23 protein-coding genes are annotated in these 20,028 nt (G+C 70.6%); 5 read left to right on the plus strand and 18 right to left on the minus strand.

The features are described from left to right. The 5 genes from ACE3Q8_RS12840 to ACE3Q8_RS12860 all read right to left on the minus strand — a co-directional run bounded on the left by ACE3Q8_RS12840 (position 1) and on the right by ACE3Q8_RS12860 (position 2,788). Positions 1–1,335: an MFS transporter gene (locus tag ACE3Q8_RS12840; RefSeq protein WP_374470667.1), complete on the minus strand. Its 1,335-nt coding sequence runs from the start codon at positions 1,333–1,335 to the stop codon at positions 1–3. A 57-nt stretch (positions 1,336–1,392) separates the two neighbouring features. Further along, positions 1,393–1,788 carry a DUF983 domain-containing protein gene (locus ACE3Q8_RS12845; RefSeq protein ID WP_374470668.1) on the minus strand — a complete coding sequence of 132 codons (396 nt, stop codon included), beginning with the start codon at positions 1,786–1,788 and terminating at the stop codon, positions 1,393–1,395. A gap of 62 nt (positions 1,789–1,850) precedes the next feature. Further along, a complete protein-coding gene (locus ACE3Q8_RS12850) occupies positions 1,851–2,072 on the minus strand; it encodes a hypothetical protein (protein ID WP_374470669.1) in 222 nt (73 codons plus the stop codon). Between the two features lie 65 nt (positions 2,073–2,137). After that, complete coding sequence (locus ACE3Q8_RS12855) at positions 2,138–2,275, minus strand: entericidin A/B family lipoprotein (protein ID WP_374470670.1); 138 nt, start codon at positions 2,273–2,275, stop codon at positions 2,138–2,140. A gap of 54 nt (positions 2,276–2,329) precedes the next feature. Next, complete coding sequence (locus ACE3Q8_RS12860) at positions 2,330–2,788, minus strand: Mut7-C RNAse domain-containing protein (RefSeq protein WP_374470671.1); 459 nt, start codon at positions 2,786–2,788, stop codon at positions 2,330–2,332. Between the two features lie 68 nt (positions 2,789–2,856). Here ACE3Q8_RS12860 and ACE3Q8_RS12865 point away from each other — a divergent pair, with 68 nt between their 5' ends. Then, positions 2,857–3,258, plus strand: coding sequence for a DUF2784 family protein (locus ACE3Q8_RS12865; protein ID WP_374470672.1), 402 nt, complete (start codon positions 2,857–2,859; stop codon positions 3,256–3,258). A gap of 121 nt (positions 3,259–3,379) precedes the next feature. Further along, positions 3,380–3,583, plus strand: a complete 204-nt coding sequence (locus tag ACE3Q8_RS12870; protein WP_374470673.1) for a hypothetical protein — start codon at positions 3,380–3,382, stop codon at positions 3,581–3,583. A gap of 52 nt (positions 3,584–3,635) precedes the next feature. Here the strand turns inward: ACE3Q8_RS12870 and lepA are convergent, their stop codons facing one another. Further along, positions 3,636–5,444 (minus strand): translation elongation factor 4, encoded by a 1,809-nt coding sequence (gene lepA / locus ACE3Q8_RS12875; RefSeq protein WP_374470744.1) that lies wholly within the window; start codon positions 5,442–5,444, stop codon positions 3,636–3,638. 146 nt (positions 5,445–5,590) lie between these two features. On the opposite strand from lepA, the gene ACE3Q8_RS12880 reads away from it, so the two are divergent. Continuing rightward, complete coding sequence (locus ACE3Q8_RS12880; protein WP_374470674.1) at positions 5,591–6,271, plus strand: DUF1134 domain-containing protein; 681 nt, start codon at positions 5,591–5,593, stop codon at positions 6,269–6,271. A gap of 13 nt (positions 6,272–6,284) precedes the next feature. Here ACE3Q8_RS12880 and ACE3Q8_RS12885 read toward each other — a convergent pair whose 3' ends face one another. The 10 genes from ACE3Q8_RS12885 to ACE3Q8_RS12930 form a co-directional block, all read right to left on the minus strand. Continuing rightward, on the minus strand, positions 6,285–6,791 hold the full coding sequence (locus ACE3Q8_RS12885) for a hypothetical protein (RefSeq protein WP_374470675.1): 507 nt from the start codon (positions 6,789–6,791) through the stop codon (positions 6,285–6,287). 58 nt (positions 6,792–6,849) lie between these two features. After that, entirely contained in the window at positions 6,850–9,273 is a 2,424-nt protein-coding gene (pheT, locus tag ACE3Q8_RS12890; RefSeq protein WP_374470676.1) for a phenylalanine--tRNA ligase subunit beta, read from the minus strand. A gap of 20 nt (positions 9,274–9,293) precedes the next feature. Further along, positions 9,294–10,406, minus strand: coding sequence for a phenylalanine--tRNA ligase subunit alpha (pheS, locus tag ACE3Q8_RS12895; protein ID WP_374470677.1), 1,113 nt, complete (start codon positions 10,404–10,406; stop codon positions 9,294–9,296). A gap of 124 nt (positions 10,407–10,530) precedes the next feature. After that, entirely contained in the window at positions 10,531–10,887 is a 357-nt protein-coding gene (gene rplT / locus ACE3Q8_RS12900) for a 50S ribosomal protein L20 (protein WP_374470678.1), read from the minus strand. Positions 10,888–10,901: 14 nt separating this feature from the next. Beyond that, the gene (rpmI, locus tag ACE3Q8_RS12905; protein ID WP_332046955.1) at positions 10,902–11,102 is read right to left on the minus strand and encodes a 50S ribosomal protein L35; all 201 of its coding nucleotides are present in this window, start codon (positions 11,100–11,102) and stop codon (positions 10,902–10,904) included. Positions 11,103–11,240: 138 nt separating this feature from the next. Continuing rightward, a complete protein-coding gene (locus tag ACE3Q8_RS12910; RefSeq protein ID WP_374470679.1) occupies positions 11,241–12,473 on the minus strand; it encodes an MFS transporter in 1,233 nt (410 codons plus the stop codon). Between the two features lie 52 nt (positions 12,474–12,525). Further along, positions 12,526–13,353 carry a subclass B3 metallo-beta-lactamase gene (bla, locus tag ACE3Q8_RS12915; protein WP_374470680.1) on the minus strand — a complete coding sequence of 276 codons (828 nt, stop codon included), beginning with the start codon at positions 13,351–13,353 and terminating at the stop codon, positions 12,526–12,528. A gap of 64 nt (positions 13,354–13,417) precedes the next feature. Then, positions 13,418–13,939, minus strand: coding sequence for a translation initiation factor IF-3 (gene infC / locus ACE3Q8_RS12920; RefSeq protein WP_374470681.1), 522 nt, complete (start codon positions 13,937–13,939; stop codon positions 13,418–13,420). 108 nt (positions 13,940–14,047) lie between these two features. Further along, positions 14,048–15,034, minus strand: a complete 987-nt coding sequence (locus tag ACE3Q8_RS12925) for a glycosyltransferase family 9 protein (protein ID WP_374470682.1) — start codon at positions 15,032–15,034, stop codon at positions 14,048–14,050. Further along, positions 15,034–16,197: a glycosyltransferase family 4 protein gene (locus ACE3Q8_RS12930; protein ID WP_374470683.1), complete on the minus strand. Its 1,164-nt coding sequence runs from the start codon at positions 16,195–16,197 to the stop codon at positions 15,034–15,036. Before ACE3Q8_RS12930 ends, ACE3Q8_RS12925 begins: the two co-directional genes overlap by 1 nt. Positions 16,198–16,260: 63 nt before the next feature. Between ACE3Q8_RS12930 and ACE3Q8_RS12935 the strand changes: the two genes are divergently transcribed. Then, entirely contained in the window at positions 16,261–17,007 is a 747-nt protein-coding gene (locus tag ACE3Q8_RS12935; RefSeq protein WP_374470684.1) for an alpha/beta fold hydrolase, read from the plus strand. Positions 17,008–17,048: 41 nt separating this feature from the next. Next, positions 17,049–17,900 (plus strand): DMT family transporter, encoded by an 852-nt coding sequence (locus ACE3Q8_RS12940; RefSeq protein WP_374470745.1) that lies wholly within the window; start codon positions 17,049–17,051, stop codon positions 17,898–17,900. Here the strand turns inward: ACE3Q8_RS12940 and ACE3Q8_RS12945 are convergent. Next, positions 17,897–18,757, minus strand: a complete 861-nt coding sequence (locus ACE3Q8_RS12945; RefSeq protein ID WP_374470685.1) for an SDR family oxidoreductase — start codon at positions 18,755–18,757, stop codon at positions 17,897–17,899. The two genes, ACE3Q8_RS12940 and ACE3Q8_RS12945, sit on opposite strands and share 4 nt — an antisense overlap. A gap of 3 nt (positions 18,758–18,760) precedes the next feature. Then, positions 18,761–19,972 carry an NAD-dependent epimerase/dehydratase family protein gene (locus ACE3Q8_RS12950; protein WP_374470686.1) on the minus strand — a complete coding sequence of 404 codons (1,212 nt, stop codon included), beginning with the start codon at positions 19,970–19,972 and terminating at the stop codon, positions 18,761–18,763. Between the last annotated feature and the right edge of the window lie 56 nt (positions 19,973–20,028).

The raw sequence follows: 20,028 nt of genomic DNA on the forward strand, positions 1-20,028 counted from the left end.
TCAGTCCTCCAGGATCAGGCTCTGCCGGTTGGTGTCGCGCAGCCTCAGGGCGACGAGAAGGCCAGCGGCCATCATCACCGAGACGTAGATATAGAAGCCGTGCTCCATGCCGGCGTCCTTGAACCAGAGGGCCACGTACTCGGCGGTGCCGCCGAACATGGCGTTGGCGACGGCGTAGGGGAGGGCGACGCCCAGGGCGCGGACGTGGGCGGGGAACAGCTCGGCCTTCACCAGGCCGCTGACCGCGGTGTAGCCCGACAGGATCACCAGCAGCAGGATGATCAGCGCCAGCGCGCCGGCCGCCGAGGTGGTCCCGGCCAGGGCGGTCATGACTGGATAGGTGGCGACGGCGCCACCGCCGAAGGCGATGGCGATGGCCCCGCGCCGGCCGATCTTGTCCGACAGCCAGCCGAACGCCGGCTGGGCGAGCATGTAGACGATGAGGGCCACGGCGGTGATCGAGGTCGCCGCGCCCTTGGTGAAGCCCGCGGTGTTGACCAGGAACTTCTGCATGTAGGTGGTGTAGGCGTAGAAGGCCAACGACCCCGCCGCCGTCAGGACGAAGATCATCGCGCTCTCCCGCGGGAAGCGGGCGAACAGCATCATGGTGTGGGCGCGCTCGGCGCCCTCGGCCTTGGCGGTCAGGTACGACGTGCTCTCGTCCATGCCGCGGCGGATCCAGAACACCACCACGGCCAGCGCGCCGCCGATGAAGAACGGGATGCGCCAGCCCCAGTCCTCCAGCGCGGCCCGCGGCATCAGGTTCTGGAGCAGGATCAGCACGCCCAGCGCCAGGAGCTGGCCCGCGATCAGCGTCACGTACTGGAAGCTCGCCCAGAAGCCGCGTCGGGCGCGGCTGGCCATCTCGGAGATGTAGGTCGCGCTCGCGCCGTACTCGCCGCCCACCGACAGGCCCTGCAGAATGCGGGCGGCGAGCAGGCCGAGCGGCGCCCAGGCGCCGATCTGGCGGGCGTCGGGCAGCACCGCGATGGCCAGCGCGCCGGCGCACATCATCGCGACGCTCATGGCCAGCGCCGCGCGTCGGCCGTGCCGATCGGCGTAGAGGCCCATCAGCCAGGCGCCCAGCGGCCGCGCGAAGAAGCCCACCGCGAAGATCGCCGCCGTCTGCAGGAGCTGGGCGGTGGTGTCGCCGGCCGGGAAGAAGTGCGGCGCGAAGTAGAGGGCGAAGGACGAGTAGGCGAACCAGTCGTACCACTCGACGAGGTTGCCGGCCGAGCCGCCGACGATGGCCCTCGCCCGCTGGAGGGGCGTCAGCCCGCCTTGCCGCAGCGCGCCGGGCGCCTGGGTGTCGACACCCGTCTCTTCCGCCGTCATCCGTCCCCCTGGTCCGATGGGGGGATGCTAAGGGATCAGGCGCGGCCGCGCCAATCGTCAGTCTGCGGCGTCCGCGGTATGCAGGCGCGCCTCGCGGTCGGTGACGCCCAGCGCATACATCAGCCCGATCCAGCCGCCCTTGATGCGCGGCAGGGCGAGCAGGGTGATGACGCCCAGCGAACCCAGCAGGATGGGCACGGAGTAGACCGCCGGGCTCTCCCAGACGATCGGGAAGAAGAACAGCGGCCCCACGATCAGGTGACCGACCAGCAGGATGGTCAGGTAGGCCGGGCCGTCGTCGGCCGGGTAGCGGGCCAGGTCGTGGTCGCAGGCCTCGCAGCGCGGCGTGACCTTCAGGTACTTCCGGAACAGCTTGCCTTGCCCGCAGGCGGGGCAGCGGTGCTTGAGGCCGCGGGAGACCGACGGGCCGAGCGGATAACGGATTTCAGCCATGGCCGCCCCATATGGCCCGCCGGACTCCGCGTGGGAAGGGCGCGAGACGAAGAGTCGCCGGCTTACGGATGGGAGCGTTGCTGCTCAATCGGCGTCGGCGCGCCGGTGGCGTCGGTGTCGTTGCCGACGTCGCCTTCCTCGGTGTTCTCGCCGTCCTGGCGCAGGATGTGCGGATCCTCGCCCGAGATGGTCGTGCCGCGCGAGGCGCCGATGCCGGGATCGTCCTGCAGGTCGTCGCGGGGCGGCTGGGCCTCGCCGGGGCCGGGGTGCTTTGACGTGCTCATGGGGACCTCCTCGTGGGCTTGGTCCCCGTCGAACGGCGCGCGCGGCGCGGCCGTTCCCTCCCGTCTCAGCGCTTGGCGTCCTCGGCCGCGCCGCTGACCGCCGAGCCCGCAGCCTCCAGGTCGCGCCCAATGCCCGACATGGTGTTGCAGCCCGACACCCACAGCGCCGAAAGAGCCGCGCCGAGCACGATCAGTTTCCGCATCCGGTTCCCCCACCGAGTTCTTGGCGAGCCATTTCCGGCGCCGTCATCAAATCGTCAAGTGCCCGGCGAAGCGAGCCCGCCGAGCCTCGCCGACATGCGCCGCACATGGCTGCCCGGCCAGTAGAGGCGCCCACAGGCGGGGCAGGCGCGGAACGGTCCGGGCAGGGCCTGGGCCTGCGGCGGCATGGTGTCGATCTCGTCGAGCGTGGCGGGCCGCAGGCGCGCATTGTCCATGACGCAGCGGGTGAACGGCGCGCAGGACCAGTCCAGGGCCACGGCGGCGCTCAGCGACTGCGCCTGGGCCTCGACGCCGCGGCCGGCGATCAGCACCGAGTCGGGCTCCGCCGCCTCGGCCAGGCGCCGGTCCTTGGTCAGCAGCAGCCGGCCCTCCTCGCGGGCGATGTGCAGCAGGGCCGCATCGTTCTGCCCGCCGCTCGCCAGGTAGGTGTCATACCCCGCCGCCCGGAGCAGGCGGGCGAGCCGCACCAGCATCTCGTCGCACAGGAACCGCATGCCAACCAATCGCCGCGGCGGGAAACGCGTTCCTTCTCTGCGCCGCAGGGCACGGGCAGGATGGGCGGATGAACGCCGCGCTCGGCCAGCTCGTCCTGCTGCTGCACCTGCTGGTGATCGCCTTCAACGTGCTGGGGCTTGTCGCCATCCCGGTGGGCGCGCGGTGCGGGTGGGACTGGGTGCGGATCCGCGCGTGGCGGGCGCTGCACGTGGTCTCGTGGGTAGTGGTGGCCCTGCAGGCCGTCCTCGGCCGTGCCTGCTTTCTCACCGTCTGGCAGGACGGCCTCACCGGGGGCGGAGCGCAGGACCCGCTGATCATGCGGGCTGTGAACCGGCTCATCTATTGGCCGCTTCCCATGTGGGCGTTCACGGCGATGTACCTGGCGTTGTTCGCGCTCGTGCTGGCGCTCTGGCGCGCCGTGCCGCCCCGCAGGCGCCCGGCCGCCGGGCAGGGGCCGCCTCACACCTGAGCATTGGGGGCAAACGGCGTTCAAAGAACGTTGCGTTGCAACAATGGCGGCTTACAAGAGTTTTTGCAGGTGCGAAGGGGCTGGGTTATAGGCGGCCCAGGTTCAGGAGTAGACACGTCCCATGCTCGAGGTCTCGATGCGCACCTTCCCCGGCCTGTTCGTGGGCCGCCGGACCGTGGTGGAGGCCCAGGATCAGGTCGCCGCCGGCGCCACCGCCAAGTTCGTTTGCGGGGCCTGCGACGACGTCATCTTCACCGCCCAGGACCGCTCGGTGCTGGCCGACATGGTGGTGAAGTGCCGCTGCGGCGAGTTCAACCAGCTCTGAGCCGGTTCTCTCCCGCGGCTCTAGCGGGAGAGGCGAGCATAGGATCCCCGCGTCAGTCCGCGTCCATCTTGAGGGCGGCGATGAAGGCTTCCTGCGGGATCTCCACCTTGCCGAACTGGCGCATGCGCTTCTTGCCCTCCTTCTGCTTGTCGAGGAGCTTGCGCTTGCGGGTGGCGTCGCCGCCGTAGCACTTGGCCGTCACGTCCTTGCGGAGCGCGCGCACCGTCTCGCGCGCGATGATCCGCCCGCCGATCGCCGCCTGGATCGGGATCTGGAACATGTGCGGCGGGATGAGTTCTTTCATCTTCTCGACCATGCCCCGGCCGCGGCTCTCGGCCCGGTCGCGGTGCACCAGCATGGAGAGCGCGTCCACCGGCTCGGCGTTGACCAGGATCGACATCTTCACGAGGTCGCCCGTGCGGTACTCCTCGATCGTGTAGTCGAACGAGGCGTAGCCCTTCGAGATGGACTTCAGCCGGTCGTAGAAGTCGAACACGACCTCGTTCAGCGGCAGGTCGTAGACGACCATGGCGCGGTTGCCCACGTAGGAGAGCTCGCGCTGCTGGCCGCGGCGGTCCTGGCAGAGCTTGATGATCGGGCCGAGGTAGTCGTCGGGCGTGAAGATGGTCGCCTTGATCCACGGCTCGGCGATGCTCTCGATCTTCACCGGGTCCGGCAGGTCCGCCGGATTGTGCAGCTCGATCTCGTCGCCGTTGGTCATCGTCACGCGGTAGACCACCGACGGGGCCGTGGCGATCAGGTCGAGGTCGAACTCGCGGCTCAGGCGCTCCTGGATGATCTCCAGGTGCAGCAGACCCAGGAAGCCGCAGCGGAAGCCGAAGCCCAGCGCCGCGCTGGTCTCCATCTCATAGCTGAACGAGGCGTCGTTCAGGCGCAGGCGCCCGATGGCGGCGCGCAGGTCCTCGAAGTCGGCGGCGTCCACGGGGAAGAGGCCGCAGAACACCACCGGCTGCACCTCGCGGAAGCCGGCAAGCGGCGCATCGGTAGGCTTGCGGGTGTCGGTGATGGTGTCGCCGACGGCGGCGTGGGCGACTTCCTTGATCGAGGCGGTGATGAAGCCGACCTCGCCCGGGCCGAGCTCGGCCACGTCCGTCTGCTTGGGCCGGAAGACGCCGAGGCGGTCGATCTGATACTCGGCCCCGGTCTGCATCATCTTGACCTTCTGGCCGACCTTCAGAGTGCCGTCGAAGACGCGGACCAGCACGACCACGCCCAGGTACTGGTCGTACCAGGCGTCCACCAGCAGCGCCTTCAGCGGCGCGTCGCGGTCGCCCTTCGGCGGCGGCAGGCGCTTCACGATGGCTTCCAGAACGTCGTGGATGCCGATGCCGGTCTTGGCCGAGCACTCCACAGCGTCCGAGGCGTCGAGGCCGATGACGTCCTCGATCTGCTGGCGCACCCGTTCCGGTTCGGCGGCCGGCAGGTCGATCTTGTTCAGGACGGGCACGATCTCGTGATTGTTGTCGATCGCCTGGTAGACGTTGGCGAGGGTCTGGGCCTCGACGCCTTGCGAGGCGTCCACCACCAGGATCGAGCCTTCGCAGGCGGCGAGCGAGCGGGAGACCTCGTAGGCGAAGTCCACGTGCCCGGGGGTGTCCATCAGGTTGAGGACGTAGGTCTCGCCGTCGTCGGCCTTGTAGTGCAGCCGGACCGTCTGGGCCTTGATGGTGATCCCGCGCTCGCGCTCGATGTCCATGTTGTCGAGCACCTGCTCGGACATCTCGCGCGCGGTCAGCGCGCCGGTCTCCTGGATCAGGCGGTCGGACAGGGTCGACTTGCCGTGGTCGATGTGCGCGACGATGGAGAAGTTGCGGATCTTGTCGAGGGAAGTCGTCATCAGGCGCGCCTCCTAGCACATATCGGGCGCTCTGCGAGGGACGCGGCGTCGCGTCACGGACGTGCGTGGTTAATCCGGCGTTAAGCTGCGCGCAGCCATCAGTCACCTGGGCGGGAGCTGGCTGAAGACCTCTGGAGGAATAGGCGCCCATGGATCGCCGCACCCTGATCATGACCGGCCTGGTGTCGCTCGGCGCCGCAGGCCTCGCCCGCGCCCAGTCCACCGAAGTCCGCGAACTGCCGCCCGTCCGCTCGGCTGACGACCCGGCCCCGCCGGCCGGCCGCGCCGAAGCGCCGCCGCCGCCGAACTCCACGCCCAGCTATCCGGCGCAACCGCCGGGCCAGGCGCAGACCTACACGCGCGACGAGATCGTCCAGAACGTTTCGGACTTCATGGGCGTGACCGCGGAGACGGCGGGCGCGGCGGTGGAGAAGATCTTCGCCAACAACGGCCGTCCCACCGCCTACATCGCCGGCGAGGAAGCCTCCGGCGCCCTGGTGTTCGGCGCCCGCTACGGCCGGGGCCTGCTGTACATGAAGGGCCGCGAGCCGGTGGAGGTGTTCTGGCAGGGCCCGTCGGCCGGCTGGGACTTCGGCGGCAACGCCAGCCGCGTGTTCACCCTCTGCTACGACCTGCAGGAGCCGGACACGATCTTCCAGCGGTTCCCGGGTGTCGAAGGCTCGGCCTATTTCGTGGGCGGCCTGGGCGTGAACTACCAGAAGGCGGCCGGGGTCACCCTCGCGCCGATCCGCGCAGGCGTCGGCGTCCGGCTGGGCGCGAACGTCGGCTACCTGAACTACTCGCGGAAGCGGAACGTCCTGCCGTTCTAGGCGGGGGCGCCGGTCAGGCGGCGTAGTCGGACCTCGGCACCGCCACGATGGCGCCGCCCTCTGGGAAGACCTCGGGATGCAGGGTGCGGGAATAGACCCGCCCGCTGGGTGCGAAGGCGTGGGTGGCGCAGCCGTGCGGGTCCGTAATCGTCACGACGCCGTTCCACGCCGTGGCGAGCGCGCTGAAGGCCGCCCGGTTTTCCGGCGTGTTCCAGGCGTGGCGGCGGCCGGGCAGCGACACGACCTGCACGGCGACCGGCCAGCGGTCGCGTTCGCCCGCCGCCAGCACGAAGCCGCACGACGGCGGAAATAGCCGCTCAGGCGCCTCGCCGTGCCGCCACAGGCAATGGAAGGTCTGGCACGAGGGCGGATGCTCGCCCCATACGGCGCAGCCGCGGGCCTCGCCCAGCAGATGCCGGCACGGCTCCCCCGCCGGCTTCGGCAGCTCGCGCACCGCCATCACCGTGCAGCAGGCGTCGCAGCCCAAGCAGGTGCGCGGCGGTGAGGGGGAGTCGCTCATCGTCCGAGCATGGCGGAGCGGCCGCCGCGGTCCAATGGGCCGCGGCGTCGCGCCGGGATTAGCCGCGGAGCTTCGCGCCCACGGCCTTTTCGGCCACCGCCACGATCTTGGCCGACAGGGCCTCGATCTCCGCGTCGGTCAGGGTCTTCTCGCGCGGCTGCAGGAGGACCTCCACGGCGACCGACTTCTGGCCTTCGGGAACGCCCTTGCCCTGGTAGACGTCGAAGATCCGCACGTCGGCGATCAGCGCCTTGTCGACGCCGGCGATCGGCCGGACGAGGTCGCCGGCCGGGGTCGCCTCGTCGACGACGAAGGCGAAGTCGCGGCGCAGCGGCATAAGCGCGGAGAGCTCCAGCGCCGGCTTGGTCTTCACCGCCTTCTTCTTGGGCTCGGGGATCGCCTCGAGGTTCAGCTCGAAGGCCAGCATCGGCCCCTCGGCGTCGAGCGCCTTGAGGATGCGCGGATGAAGCTCGCCGAACTCGGCGACGACGGTCTTGGGTCCGAGCTGCAGGCGGGCCGAACGGCCAGGGTGCCACCAGGGCGAGTTCTGGCCCTGGACCGTCTGCAACGCCGGCGCGCCCAGCTCCTCCAGCAGGAAGATCAGGTCGCCCTTGAGCCGGAACAGATCGTCGCCCGCCGCGCCCGCCCAGTGCTTGGGTCGGTGCGGCGCGAGCAGGGCGGCCACCGCCGTCCACTGGTCGCCCGGCTGGTCGCCGCGGAAGTTCGGGCCGACCTCGAACAGGGCGGCGTCGGGGAACCCCTTGCGCGCGTTGCGGGCCGCGGCCTCGATCAGATTGGGCAGCACGGACGGCCGCATGCAGGCGAGGTCCGCGGCGATCGGATTGGCGAGCACCAGTTGCGGCTGGCCGCCGCCGAAGAGCTGGGCCCACTCCGTACGCAGGAAGCTCCAGGTGACGGCCTCGGCATAGCCGCGCGCGGCCATGGCCCGGCGGGCGGTGCGCATGCGCGACTGGCGCACGGTGAGCGCGCCGCCGGCCGGGGCGGCGACCTCGGGAAGCGGCTCGAGCGGCAGGCGATCGTAGCCCTCGATCCGGGCGATCTCCTCCACGAGGTCGGCCTTGCCTTCCACGTCGCGGCGCCAGGAGGGCGGCTGGACGCGCTCGCCATCCAGCTCGAAGCCGAGCTTGCGCAGGATGTCGTCCGTGCGCTCGCGCGGCAGGTCGAGGCCGGAGAGCTTCTTCACGTAGCCGCGATCGAACTCGAACGCCGCCGGGCGGGCGGGGGCCTGGCCGGCGACCCGGATCTCCGACGGCTCACCGCCGCACAGCTCCAGGATCATCCGCGTGGCGAGCTCGAGGCCCGGCACGAGGCTCTCCGGGTCGACGCCGCGGGCGAAGCGGTACTGGGCGTCGGAGGTGATGCCGGTGGTGCGGCCGGTCTGGGCGGTGCGGATCGGGTCGAACCAGGCGCACTCGACGAACACGTCCACCGTCGTCTCGGAGCAGCCCGTGCTCTCCCCGCCCATGACCCCGCCGATGCCGATCGGCCGCTGCCCGTCGGCGTCGGCGATGACGCTCATCTCGGGCGTCAGGTCATAGGTCTTGCCATCGAGGGCGATGAGCTGCTCGTCCTTGTGGGCGTGCGGCGTCGGCGTGTCCTCGCCGGAAGGTTCGGCCGGGCCCTTGCCGAGCCGCGCCTCGATCACGTCGCCGACCATCAAGGCGCGGTCGTAGACGTGCAGCGGGCGGGCGCGGTCGTAGGTGATGTAGTTGGTGACGTCCACCAGGGCGTTGATCGGGCGCAGGCCCACCGACACCAGCCGCTGCTGCAGCCAGGCGGGCGAGGGGCCGTTCTTAACCCCGCGGATCACCCGGCCGGCGAACACCGGGCAGGCGTCGCCGTCGACGCGGATTTCGACGGGGCAGGGGTACCGCCCCGGGACCGGCTCCAGCGGATCGGGCTTCAGCGTGCCGAGGCCGGCGGCGGCGAGGTCGCGGGCGATGCCGCGCACGCCCAGCCAGTCGGGCCGGTTCGGCGTCACCTCGAAGTCGATGACGGCCTCCAGGCCGAAGGCCTCCACGGCCGGAGCGCCCACCGGCAGCTCGTCCGGCAGCTCGACAATGCCGTTCGACTCCTCCGAGACCTCCAGCTCCTTGGCCGAGCAGAGCATGCCGTTGGAGACCACGCCGCGCACCGGCCGCGGCTCCAGCGTGATGCCGCTGCCGGGCACATAGGCGCCGATGGGGGCGTAGATGGTGGTCAGGCCCGGGCGCGCGTTCGGGGCGCCGCAGACGATCTCCAGCCGGCCGTCCTTGGTGTCGACCTGGCAGACCCGCAGCTTGTCGGCGTTCGGGTGCTGCACGGCCTCGACGATCTTGGCGACCGAGAACTTGGCGAGCTTGGAGGCGGGGTCCTCGACCCCTTCGACCTCGAGGCCGGCCATGGTCATGGCGTCGACCACCTCCTGCACGGAGGCGGTCGTGTCCAGGTGCTCCTTGAGCCAGGAGAGGGTGAACTTCATCGCTTTATCCTCTCAGGCGCTCAGCTCAGGCCGGTGGCCGGGTTCGGCGCCTGGAAGGCCGAGAAGCCCCAGTGCTCCAGCCAGCGGGTGTCGGCGGCGAACATGTCGCGCAGGTCGGGCATGCCGTACTTCAGCGCGCCCAGGCGATCGATCCCGAGGCCGAAGGCGAAGCCCTGCCATTCGTCCGGGTCGAGGCCGCAGTTGATGAGCACCTTGGGGTGGACCATGCCGCCGCCGAGGATCTCCAGCCAGTCGGAGCCCTCGCCGATCTTGATCGAGCCGCCCGACCGGTCGCACTGCACGTCCATCTCGCAGGAGGGCTCGGTGAACGGGAAGTGGTGGGGGCGGAAGCGGGTGACCACCGCGTCCGTCTCGAAGAACCGGCGGGTGAAGGCGTCGAGCGTCCACTTCAGGTGGCCCATGTGGATGTTCCGGTCGATGACCAGGCCTTCCATCTGGTGGAACATGGGCGTGTGGGTGGCGTCGCTGTCCGAGCGGTAGACGCGGCCCGGCACGATGACGCGGATCGGCGGCGCCTGGCCTTGGGCGATCCAGCTCGGGAGCTTGGCGTTCTGGCCCTGCTGCATGACCCGCACCTGCACCGGGCTGGTGTGGGTGCGCAGGAGCTTGCGCTCGCCGTCGGCGTCCACGGGCAGCCAGAAGGTGTCGTGCATCTCCCGCGCCGGGTGCTTGGGCGGGAAGTTGAGCGCCGTGAAGTTGTGGAAGTCGTCCTCGATGTCCGGGCCCTCCGCCAGGCCGAAGCCCATGTCGGCGAAGATGGCGATCATCTCGTCCAGCACCTGCATGGTGGGATGCACGCGGCCCCGGCGCTCCGGCGGAGGGGGCAGGGTCAGGTCGACGCGCTCGGCGGCGAGCCGCGCCTCCAGCTCGGCGGCCTCCAGCTCGGCTTTGCGCGCGGCGATGGCCGCGGTGATCCGGTCGCGCAGCCCATTGATCAGCGGGCCGCGCTCGCGGCGCTCGTCGGGGCTGAGCTGGCCCATGGTCTTGAGCAGCTCGGAGACGGAGCCGGACTTGCCGAGGGCGGCGACGCGCACCGCCTCGAGGGCGGCCACATCGCCGGCGGCGGCGATCGCGCCGGTGAGGTCGGCTTCGAGTTGGGAAAGGTCGGTCATGACGGTGGGGTTCTTAGAGGGGGAAGGGACGTTCGTGAACCCGGAGCGCGCACAGCAAAAAGCCCTCCGGCGGTTCGGCCGGAGGGCTTTTCCTTAAGTCCCGGATCTCGAGGACCCCGTAGCCTTAAGCCAGCGCGGCGCGAACCTTGTCGGCGATGGCCTTGAACCCGGTCGGATCGTTACCCGCGATGTCCGCGAGGACCTTGCGGTCCATCTCGATCCCGGCCTGGCTCAGGCCGTGGATAAACTGCGAGTAGGTGAAGCCCTCGAGGCGCGCCGCGGCGTTGATCCGCTGGATCCACAGCGAACGGAAGTTGCGCTTGCGGACCTTGCGGTCGCGGTAGGCGTACTGGCCGGCCTTGTCCACCGCGGCCTTGGCCGCGCGGATGGTGTTCTTGCGGCGGCCGTAGAAGCCCTTGGCCTGCTCCAGGACCTTCTTGTGCTTGGCGTGGGCGGTGACGCCCCTCTTCACGCGAGCCATCTGTCAGATCTCCCTTAGAGGCCGTACGGCAGGAACTTCTTGATGATCTGAGCGTCGGCTTCGCTCATCACCTTGGTCCCGCGGTTCTGACGGATGTACTTGGCGTTGTGGCTGATCAGGCGGTGGCGCTTGCCGGCCACGCCGGCCTTGAGCTTGCCCGTCGCCGTCAGCTTGAAGCGCTTCTTCGCGCCCGACTTCGTCTTCAGTTTCGGCATTTCACGTCGGAGCCGCGAAGCTCCGTCCTTCTGGTCGTGTTTATGAACCGCCATGGCATGCCTTTGGCCAGGCGGCTCCGAAGGGGCGGGCTAATACGCGAAACGGGCCGGCGGCGCAAGGCGGCGGCCCTCAGGCCGTCATGGCGGGCCGGCGCCGCCGCGCCTGCGCCGGGCGATCTCGCCGGCGGCGAGCGCCAGCCACACGGCCGGCGCGACGGCCAGCGCCCCCTGGAGGAAGGGGCCGTGAATGGTCAGCCCTGCGAAGGAGAGACCGGCGCAGAACGGCCCGATCACCCGGGCCAGCGCGCTCATGGCGTTGTTGAGCCCGAGGATCTGACCCTGGCGGTGCGGGTCGGCGGACTCCGAGATCATCGCCGCCACGTTCGGCCAGGCGATGGAGGCGCCGATGGCGCTCAGCGACATGACGGCGATCGTCGCCGGCCCGCTGTTCACCACCGGCTGCAGCGCGAGACAGACCATGGTCAGCGCCATGCCGACCGCCAGCATCCGGCCCTGGCCGTAGCGCTCGGCCAGCGGCCCGGTGAACGTCATCTGGGTCACCGCCGAGGCCGCGCCGGCGAAGGCGAAGGCGATGCCGACCTCGCGCGGACCCCATCCGTAGCGCTCCTGCGCCCACAGGCCGAAGATCGACTCCACCCCGGTGAAGGCGAAGCCGACCAGGAAGGTGACCAGCATCAGCTTGCCGATCACCGGGTGGCGGGCCGCCTCGCCGGTGGCGCGCCACCGGCTCGGATGGCGGGGCGGGCCGACCTCGCGGGCCCGGCTCTCGCGGATGACCAGCAGGATGCCGAGTGCGCAGGCGCCGAACATGCCGGACGCGATGAACAGCGGGAGCTGGAAGCCGACAGGTCCCGCCTCGGGATGGGCGAACAGGCCGCCGAGCGAGGGGCCGACGATCAGGCCGACGTTCCAGGCCGCGCTCTGGTAGCTCAGCGCGCGCGTGCGGCGCTCGGGCGGCGTCACGTCGGCGATGTAGCCCTGGATCACCGACCCGTTGCCGGAGAACAGCCCGCCCAGCAGCCGGATGCCGAACGCCGCCCAGGCGTTGGGCGCGAACGCCAGCGCCAGGTAGCAGAGGCCATTGGCGATGATGGTCGAGATGAGCAGCGGCTTGCGGCCGTAGCGATCCGAAAGACGTCCCCAGAACGGCTCGCCGAAGAAGGTGCCGACGGAGAAGGCCGAGAAGATCAGCGCCACCTGCCAGGGCGGGGCGTCGAACGACTTCGCATAGAAGGGCAGCAGCGGGACGATGATCCCGAAGCCCAGCATGTTCAGGAAGATGAGAGAGATCAGGGACGCGGCCGCGAAGCGGGGCGGCTTCGTCGCCTCCCCAGGCGGCGTTTCGGACATGCCCTAGGCTAGGACTGAGCCGCGGCGATCAGCAACACCTCAGTTCGTCCGACTACTTCGCGGTCGTGGCCTTCTGCTGCTTCTCGAGCTCGGTCCGAAACGCCTTGTAGGAGGCCTGGTAGTAGGCCTTGCAGCCAGCGGGATCGACGAAGGCGTCGACCTTGCCACCCTTCAGGGCCTCGTGCTTGGCCTTGAGATCGAAGAACCGCGTGTGGCTGGCCAGGAACACCTCGCACGGGGCGTTCAGCCAGAAGCGGTGGCTCCGTTCGTAGTCGGCGGCCATGCCTGGATAGGTCTCGGGCGCCACCAGGCGGTAGCCCGGCAGGACGCTCGACGAGCAGTGGACCAGCGCCTGGCGCACCTTGCCGGCGACGGTGACCGGAAAGGTCCAGGTGGTGCAGCCCTTGGTGTGGCCGGGCGTCACGTGCGCGGTCAGGGTCACGCCGCCGAGGGTGATCTTCTGCCCGTCCTTGATAATCGCATCGACCTTGGTGGGCGCGTACTCCCACTGCGGGCCCTTCAGGTAAGGGTCGCCCTTGCCGCCGGCCTCGATGATCGGCGCGTCCGCGGCGCTGGCGTAGAGCTTCGCGCCCGGCGCGGCCCGCTTGACCTCGGCGAGGCCCGCCGCGTGGTCAAAGTGCTGGTGGGTGTTGACCAGCACCTTCACCGTCTTCGGGTCGAAGCCCAGGGTGCGGATGTTGGCCACCACCTGCCGGCCGGTGGGCCCGTCGCCGCCGTCGATGACGATCAGCCCGGCCCTGGTCGTGAGCAGGTAGGCCGCGTAGTCCGCCGCGCCCACGTAGTAGAGGCCCTCGGCGATCTTGAACGACGGGTAGGGTGCGTTCTCCGGCGTCGTCTTGTCTTGCGCGGCGGCGGGCAAATGAAAAGCGGCCGCCGTGACGGCGACCGCTCCCCAGATTCCGAGATGTCCCGGCTTCACGCGTCTACCGCGGCGCGAGGATCATGATCATCTGGCGGCCCTCCATCCGGGGCTCGTACTCCACCTTGGCGACCGGCTCGAAGTCGGCCTTCACCTTCTGGAGGAGCTTCATGCCCAGTTCCGGGTGGGCCAGCTCGCGACCGCGGAAGCGCAGGGTGACCTTCACCTTGTCGCCCTCTTCGAAGAACCGATGCATCGACTTCGCCTTGGTCTCGTAGTCGTGCGTGTCGATGTTCGGGCGGAGCTTGATCTCCTTGATCTCCACCACCTTCTGCCGCTTGCGCGCCTCGTTCTTCTTCTTCTGCTCCTGGAACTTGAACTTGCCGTAGTCCAGGATCTTGCAAACGGGCGGATCCGCATTCGGAACGATTTCCACCAGGTCGAGGCCGGCCTCTTCGGCGGCCTCCAGCGCGGCGGAGGTCGGCATCACGCCCTGCTTCTCACCGTTCTGGTCGATGAGGAGGACGCGGGGAACGCGGATTTCATCATTGATGCGCGGACCGTCTTTGACGGGCGGCGCCTGCATGGGGCGGCGAATAGGCGAGGCTCCGAGTGTTGTTTCAACGCAAAACGCCGGCGCGCTAACTGCGCTCCGGTCGCTCGATAAAGTATATGCGTGAGCGCCGCCCCGGTATCAACCCGCGCTGGCCGGGGTTGGCGCGAGAGAAACTGCAGCCTGTGCCACCTTGGCCACAGGAAGCTCCGACAGTTTCTCCGCCCGCAGGACGGCGACCTTCCCCCGCGGGGCCGACAGGGCGGGGTCCGACGCGCCCGAGAACAGCACCACGGTCGGGGCTCCGGCGGCGGCCGCGAGGTGCAGCGGGCCCGTGTCGTTCCCCACCGCCAGCGCCGCCTTGGCGCCCAGCACGGCGATGCGCGCGAAATCGGTGCGGCCCGTGAGGTCCCGGGCGCGCGGCACGGTGCGCTGGATCGCATGCGCCAGCGCCGTCTCCTGCGGACCGCCGATGATCACGATGTCGAAGCCGCGGCCGTAGAGGATGCGGGCCAGTTCGGCGTAGCGGTCCACCGGCCAGCGCTTCTCCGGGCGGTGCGCCGAGCCGCCGGGGACGAACATCACATAGGCCCTCGGCTTCACCGCACCCGGCACGGGCCGGTCGGAGGGCTGGTTCTTCCAGATCCACGACAGGTCGGGGGGCGGCGCCTCGCCGGGCGCGGTCGGCGCGTCGGGCCAGATGCCGGCGTACATCAACTGGTCGGCGTGCCGCTCCAGCGTGTGCATGTGGTCGCGCAGCTTGTTCCGGTGCGGCAGCGAGCAGCCGAGCGCGATGCCGGACCAGGCCGGCGGGTTGGGGCGCAGGATCTGGAAGATGCGGTTGGAGGCCGACGAGGTCTGCAGGTCGTAGACGCGGTCGTAGCCCGCCGCCTTCAGGCGCTTCCGGAGCGCCATCCACTGGGCGAAGGTCTCGGGGCGACCGTCCGTCTCCACCGCGTTGAAGTAGGGGCAGGACTTGGCCAGCGCCTCGAACGGCGGCGTGGTGAGCAGGGTGATGTGATCCTTGCGGTGCGCCTCGCGGATCTTCTTCATCGCCGCCAGCGCCAGGACGAAGTCGCCCAGCGCCCCCAGCTTGACGACCAGGATCTTCTTTACGCCGCGGGCCATCAGGCGCGGGCCTCCAGCACCCGTTCGTAGGCCGCCAGCGTCGCGGCGCACATGGCGTCCACCCGGTAGAGCTGACGGGCGCGGTCCATGGCGGTGCGGCCCATCTCGCCGCGTCGGGCGGGACCAGCGTCCACGGCGGTGCGAAGCGCCTCGGCCCAGGCCGGAGCGTCGCCCGGCGGGACCAGCCAGCCGGTCAACCCGTCGACCACCGTCTCCACCGTGCCGCCGTGGGCGGAGGCGACGACCGGCCGGCCCATGGCCTGCGGCTCAACCGCCGCGCGGCCGAAGGACTCCGGCACGGTCGTGGGCAGGATGGCCAGGTCGCAGAGCAGGAAGGCCGCGGGCATGTCGTCACAATGCCCGACGATCTTTACCGTGTCCTGAAGAGCGGCGGCGGCGATCTGCGCCTCCAGCTCCTGGCGGTACTCGGTGCGGCCCTGGTCGTCGCCGGCGAACAGGACGAGCAGGTCGCGCCGGCCCTCCGCCGCCAGCCGCGCGACAGCGTCGACGATGGTGGCGTGGCCCTTGATCCGCGTCAGCCGGCCGGCGAGCAGCACCTTGGTCCGTGGATCGCCGGGCGGGATCCCCCAGGCCTCGCGCAGGCGCGCGACGCGCTCGGGCGCCACCTTCTCCGGATCGAAACGGTCGAGATCCACGCCGCGGGGGATGGTCACGACCTTCTCAGCAGGCAGGTGGTGCTCGGCCAGGACGTGGGCGCGAGTGTAGTCGGAGTTGGCGATCACGAGGTCGCCGCGGGTCATCACCGCATTGTACCAGCGCTTCAGCCCGGACTTGGCCTTGTAGACCCCGTGGTAGGTGGCCACGAACGGCCTGCCGGTGGCGCGCGCCGCCCACAGGGCCGAGAAGGCCGGGGCCCGGCTGCGGGCATGGACGAGGCTGACCTTCTCCCGCCGGATCAGCGCCGCCAGGCGTCGCGCGTTGCCAAGTATCACCAGCGGGTTCTTGGACTGGGCCTCCAGCGGCACGAGCTCGCCGCCGTCGGCCGCCAGCCGCGCCGCCATGCGCCCGCCACGGCTCGCCACGATCGCCCGGCCGCCGGCCTGTACGACCGCGCGGGCCACCTCCAGGGTGGTCTGCTCGGCGCCGCCGGTCTCGAGCTCCGGGACGACCTGCAGGAGGGTGAAACCAGGGGGCAGGGCCACGTCCTTCCCATAGCGCGAAACGGGCGATGGTAAACACCGCCGGCCCCGGGCTAAGACCCCGCCATGAGCGAAGAGAGCGGACACCTCGCGCGGCCGGGCTACCGGATCGCCTGGAAGCGCGTCGCCGGCGAAGGCCCGACGGTCGTGTGGCTGGGCGGCTTCAAGTCGGACATGGCCGGCGCCAAGGCCGAGGCGCTGGCGGACTGGGCGCAGGCCCGCGGCCGCGCCTATGTGCGGTTCGACTACTTCGGCCACGGCGAGTCCGAAGGCGACTTCCGCTCCGGGACCATCACCCGCTGGCGCGAGGATGCGCTGGCGGTGATCGACGAACTCGCCGCGGGCGAGACCGTGCTGGTCGGCTCGTCCATGGGCGGCTGGATCGCCTGCCTGGCGGCCATGGCCCGGCCCGAGCGGGTGAAGGCGCTGGTGCTGATCGCGCCGGCGCCCGACTTCACCGAGAAGCTGATGAAGCCGGAGATCCCGCCGGAAGGGCTGGCCGACCTCGCGCGCGACGGGGTTTGGCTGAGGCCATCGGAGTACGGCGAGCCCTATCCGATCACCCGCGAGCTGCTGGAGGACGGGGCGCGCTGGTCGATCCTGGAGGCTCAGGAGATCCCCATCGAGGCGCCGGTGCGCATCCTGCAGGGCGGCGAGGACCCCGACGTCCCCTGGCGCCACGCACTGGAGCTGGCTCAGGGCCTGAAGGGCCGGGACGTGGTCTTCACCCTGATCAAGGACGGCGACCATCGCCTGTCCCGGCCGCAGGACATCGCCCGGATCGTCGCCGCCGTGGACGAGGCCGTCTCCTGAGCCCCGCCGCCCTCTGGCGCGCCGCGCCCCTGCTGCTCTGCCTGACCATGCTGTTCTGGGCGGGCAACTCGATCGCCGGCCGGGCGCTCGCCGGCGCCGTACCGCCCGTCGCCCTGTCGTTCTGGCGCTGGGCGGCGGCCCTGGTGCTGGTCACGCCGCTCGCCTGGCCGCACCTGAAGCGCGACTGGCCCGAGCTGCGCCGCCGGTGGAAGATGATCGTGGCGCTGGCCGCCATGGGCGTGGCGAGCTTCGGCGTCCTGCTCTACTTCGGCCTCCAGACCACCACGGCGCTCAACAGCGTGGTCATGCAGGCGGCGATCCCGCCGCTCGTGATGCTGTTCGGCTGGCTCGCGCTCCGCGACCGGGTGAACAGGTGGCAGATCGCCGGCATGGCGCTGTCGCTGGTCGGCGTGCTGGCGGTGGTGACCCATGGCCGGCCCTGGGACCTGCTGCACCTCGGGCTCAACGCCGGCGACGGCCTGATCCTGATCGGCGTGGTGCTCTACGCGGTCTACTCCCTGATGCTGCGCCAGCGGCCGCAGGTGCATGCCCTCAGCCTGCTGTGGGCGACCTTCGTGGCCTCCCTCGTCCTGCTCGCGCCGCTCTATGCGGTGGAGCTCGCCGCCGGACACCGGATCGTCGTCTCGCCGGCGAGCTTCGCGGGCATCGCCTATGTGGCGATCTTCCCGTCGTTCCTGTCCTACCTGTTCTACAATCGCGGCATCGAACTTTCGGGGGCAGCGCGGGCCAGCCAGTACCTGCACGTCCAGCCGATCTTCGGCGCGATCCTCGCGGTCCTTCTGCTGGGCGAGGCCTTCGGTCCACACCACGCTGTGGGCATGGTCCTGATCCTGGCCGGCATCCTCGTGGCCGCCCGTCGCCCGCCGGCCTAGCCGCCGGCGGCCAGGATCGCGGCCAGGCCTTCGCGGTAGGTCGGATAGGCCGGCCGCCAGCCCAGCTCGGCCTTGGCGCGGGCGTTCGAGACCCGTTTGCTCTCGGCGTAGAAGCGCATGGCCTGGGCGGACAGGCCGGCCTCGGCCAGCGGGATCTCCGGCGGCGGCGCAATCCCCAGCAGGCGCGCGGCGTAGGCGATCACGTCGGGGTTCGGCGCCGGCTCGTCGTCGCACAGGTTGTAGATCCCGCCGGCCCGCGGCCGGGCGATCGAGGCCTCGAGCCCCGCCGCCAGGTCGTCCACGTGGATGCGGGAGAACACCTGCCCCGGCGCCGTGATCCGCCGGGCCTGGCCGGCGCGCAGGCGGTCGAAGGCGGAGCGGCCCGGGCCGTAGATGCCGGGCAGCCGGAAGACGGTGACGCTCAGCCCCATGCCCCGGCCGACCTCCAGCCAGTCGCGTTCGGCCGCCACCCGCCGCGCGCCCTCCACTGACTGGGCGGCGAGCCGGCTGGTCTCGAACACCCAGCGGCCCCGGCGGTCGCCATAGACGCCGGTCGTGGAGAGATAGCCGGTCCAGTCCGGGAAGGCCCGGGCGTGGGCCAGCGCCGGAACCAGCACGGGCAGGGCGGGGCAGCCCTCGGGTCCCGGCGGGGCGGTGATCAGCAGCGCCTGCGCGCCGGCCAGGGCCGCCGCGATCGTGTCGGGCGAGCTCAGGAGGTGGGCGATCACACCTTCCGCGGCGAGCGCCGGCGCGTCCTCGGGCCGGCGGACCGTGCCGTGCACCTCCCAGCCGCACGGCTGCAGCCGTCTCGCCAGCGCCCGGGCGGTGAAGCCGTAGCCGAAGACGAACAGCCGCAAGCGCTATTCCGCGGCGACGGCGCCCGCCCGGGCGGCCGCCGTCGCGGCGGCGCGCTCCGCGTTCCAGGCCGAGACGCAGGGGATCTTCGACAGGTCCGCGCGCTCGGCGTAGGCCCGGGCGATCTCGGCGACCTCCAGCAGGAGGCCGTCCTCCAGTGTGATCGGGTCTAGCCCGTACGAGAGCAGGCGCCGGTTCTCGACCGCGAGGTCGTTCTCGTCCGCCTCCTGCCGGGGGTTCGGCAGGTGGGCCACCTCCGCGCCGGTCAGCCGCGCGATCATCTGGGCGAGGTCGCGGACCCGCCAGCATTCGGTCATCTGGTTCATCACCTTCACCCGCTCGCCGCGCTCCGGCGGGTGCAGCAGGGCGAGCTCCACGCAGCGCACGGTGTCCTGGATGTTGATGAAGGCCCGCGTCTGGCCGCCCGGCCCGTGCACGGTGAGCGGATAGCCGACCGCCGCCTGCATCAGGAACCGGTTCAGCACGGTCCCGTAGTCGCCGTCGTAGTCGAACCGGTTGATCAGCCGCGGATCGAGACGGGTCTCGGCGGTCTGGGTGCCCCAGACGATGCCCTGGTGCAGGTCTGTGATCCGGACGTGGTCGTTCTTGGCGTAGAACTGGAAGAGCAGGGCGTCCTGCGTCTTGGTCATGTGGTAGATCGAGCCCGGGTTCGCCGGATACAGGATCTCCCGCGGCGCCCAGCCCGAGGGCGTCTCCACCTTCACCGTCAGATAGCCTTCCGGGATGGCCATGCCGGCCGTGCCGTAGCCGTAGACGCCCATGGTGCCGAGGTGCGCCAGGTGGACGTCGAGGCCGCTGTCCACGATCGCCGCCAGGATGTCGTTGGTGGCGTTCAGGTTGTTGTCGACAGTGTAGCGCTTGTGCCGCGCCGACTTCATCGAATAGGGCGCCGCGCGCTGCTCGGCGAAGTGCACCACCGCGTCCGGCCGGAACGCCTGCAGCAGGGCCAGCAGCTCGTCGTAGTCCTTGCCCACCGTGAGCCGGTGGAAGCCGATGTCGCGGCCCGAGACCTCGCGCCAGGCGGCCAGCCGGGTCTCGATGTCGGCGATGGGGGTCAGCGACCAGGCGCGCAACTCGTCGTCGATCCGGCGTCGGGACAGGTTGTCGGCGATCGCCACCTCGTGGCCGCGCGCGGAGAGATGCAGCGCGGTCGGCCAGCCGCAGAATCCGTCCCCGCCGAGGATCAGTACGCGCAAGGCGCCGCTCCCTTCTCCCCCGTTTTGTGAACGGCTACCGCAGACCGCGGGTCTGC

Source organism: Phenylobacterium sp., from assembly GCF_041913825.1.
Lineage (GTDB): Bacteria > Pseudomonadota > Alphaproteobacteria > Caulobacterales > Caulobacteraceae > Phenylobacterium.

What these genes read in the sequence shown, in the direction of transcription:
- pheS (WP_374470677.1), bottom strand. Translation starts at nt 10,406, where the DNA reads ATGACCGACCTTTCCCAACTCGAAGCCGACCTCACCGGCGCGATCGCC.
- ACE3Q8_RS12850 (WP_374470669.1), bottom strand. Translation starts at nt 2,072, where the DNA reads ATGAGCACGTCAAAGCACCCCGGCCCCGGCGAGGCCCAGCCGCCCCGC.
- ACE3Q8_RS12855 (WP_374470670.1), bottom strand. Translation starts at nt 2,275, where the DNA reads ATGCGGAAACTGATCGTGCTCGGCGCGGCTCTTTCGGCGCTGTGGGTG.
- rpmI (WP_332046955.1), bottom strand. Translation starts at nt 11,102, where the DNA reads ATGCCGAAACTGAAGACGAAGTCGGGCGCGAAGAAGCGCTTCAAGCTG.
- ACE3Q8_RS12865 (WP_374470672.1), top strand. Translation starts at nt 2,857, where the DNA reads ATGAACGCCGCGCTCGGCCAGCTCGTCCTGCTGCTGCACCTGCTGGTG.
- ACE3Q8_RS12860 (WP_374470671.1), bottom strand. Translation starts at nt 2,788, where the DNA reads ATGCGGTTCCTGTGCGACGAGATGCTGGTGCGGCTCGCCCGCCTGCTC.
- pheT (WP_374470676.1), bottom strand. Translation starts at nt 9,273, where the DNA reads ATGAAGTTCACCCTCTCCTGGCTCAAGGAGCACCTGGACACGACCGCC.
- ACE3Q8_RS12840 (WP_374470667.1), bottom strand. Translation starts at nt 1,335, where the DNA reads ATGACGGCGGAAGAGACGGGTGTCGACACCCAGGCGCCCGGCGCGCTG.
- ACE3Q8_RS12870 (WP_374470673.1), top strand. Translation starts at nt 3,380, where the DNA reads ATGCTCGAGGTCTCGATGCGCACCTTCCCCGGCCTGTTCGTGGGCCGC.
- ACE3Q8_RS12910 (WP_374470679.1), bottom strand. Translation starts at nt 12,473, where the DNA reads ATGTCCGAAACGCCGCCTGGGGAGGCGACGAAGCCGCCCCGCTTCGCG.
- infC (WP_374470681.1), bottom strand. Translation starts at nt 13,939, where the DNA reads ATGCAGGCGCCGCCCGTCAAAGACGGTCCGCGCATCAATGATGAAATC.
- ACE3Q8_RS12935 (WP_374470684.1), top strand. Translation starts at nt 16,261, where the DNA reads ATGAGCGAAGAGAGCGGACACCTCGCGCGGCCGGGCTACCGGATCGCC.
- ACE3Q8_RS12885 (WP_374470675.1), bottom strand. Translation starts at nt 6,791, where the DNA reads ATGAGCGACTCCCCCTCACCGCCGCGCACCTGCTTGGGCTGCGACGCC.
- ACE3Q8_RS12925 (WP_374470682.1), bottom strand. Translation starts at nt 15,034, where the DNA reads ATGGCCCGCGGCGTAAAGAAGATCCTGGTCGTCAAGCTGGGGGCGCTG.
- ACE3Q8_RS12845 (WP_374470668.1), bottom strand. Translation starts at nt 1,788, where the DNA reads ATGGCTGAAATCCGTTATCCGCTCGGCCCGTCGGTCTCCCGCGGCCTC.
- ACE3Q8_RS12880 (WP_374470674.1), top strand. Translation starts at nt 5,591, where the DNA reads ATGGATCGCCGCACCCTGATCATGACCGGCCTGGTGTCGCTCGGCGCC.
- rplT (WP_374470678.1), bottom strand. Translation starts at nt 10,887, where the DNA reads ATGGCTCGCGTGAAGAGGGGCGTCACCGCCCACGCCAAGCACAAGAAG.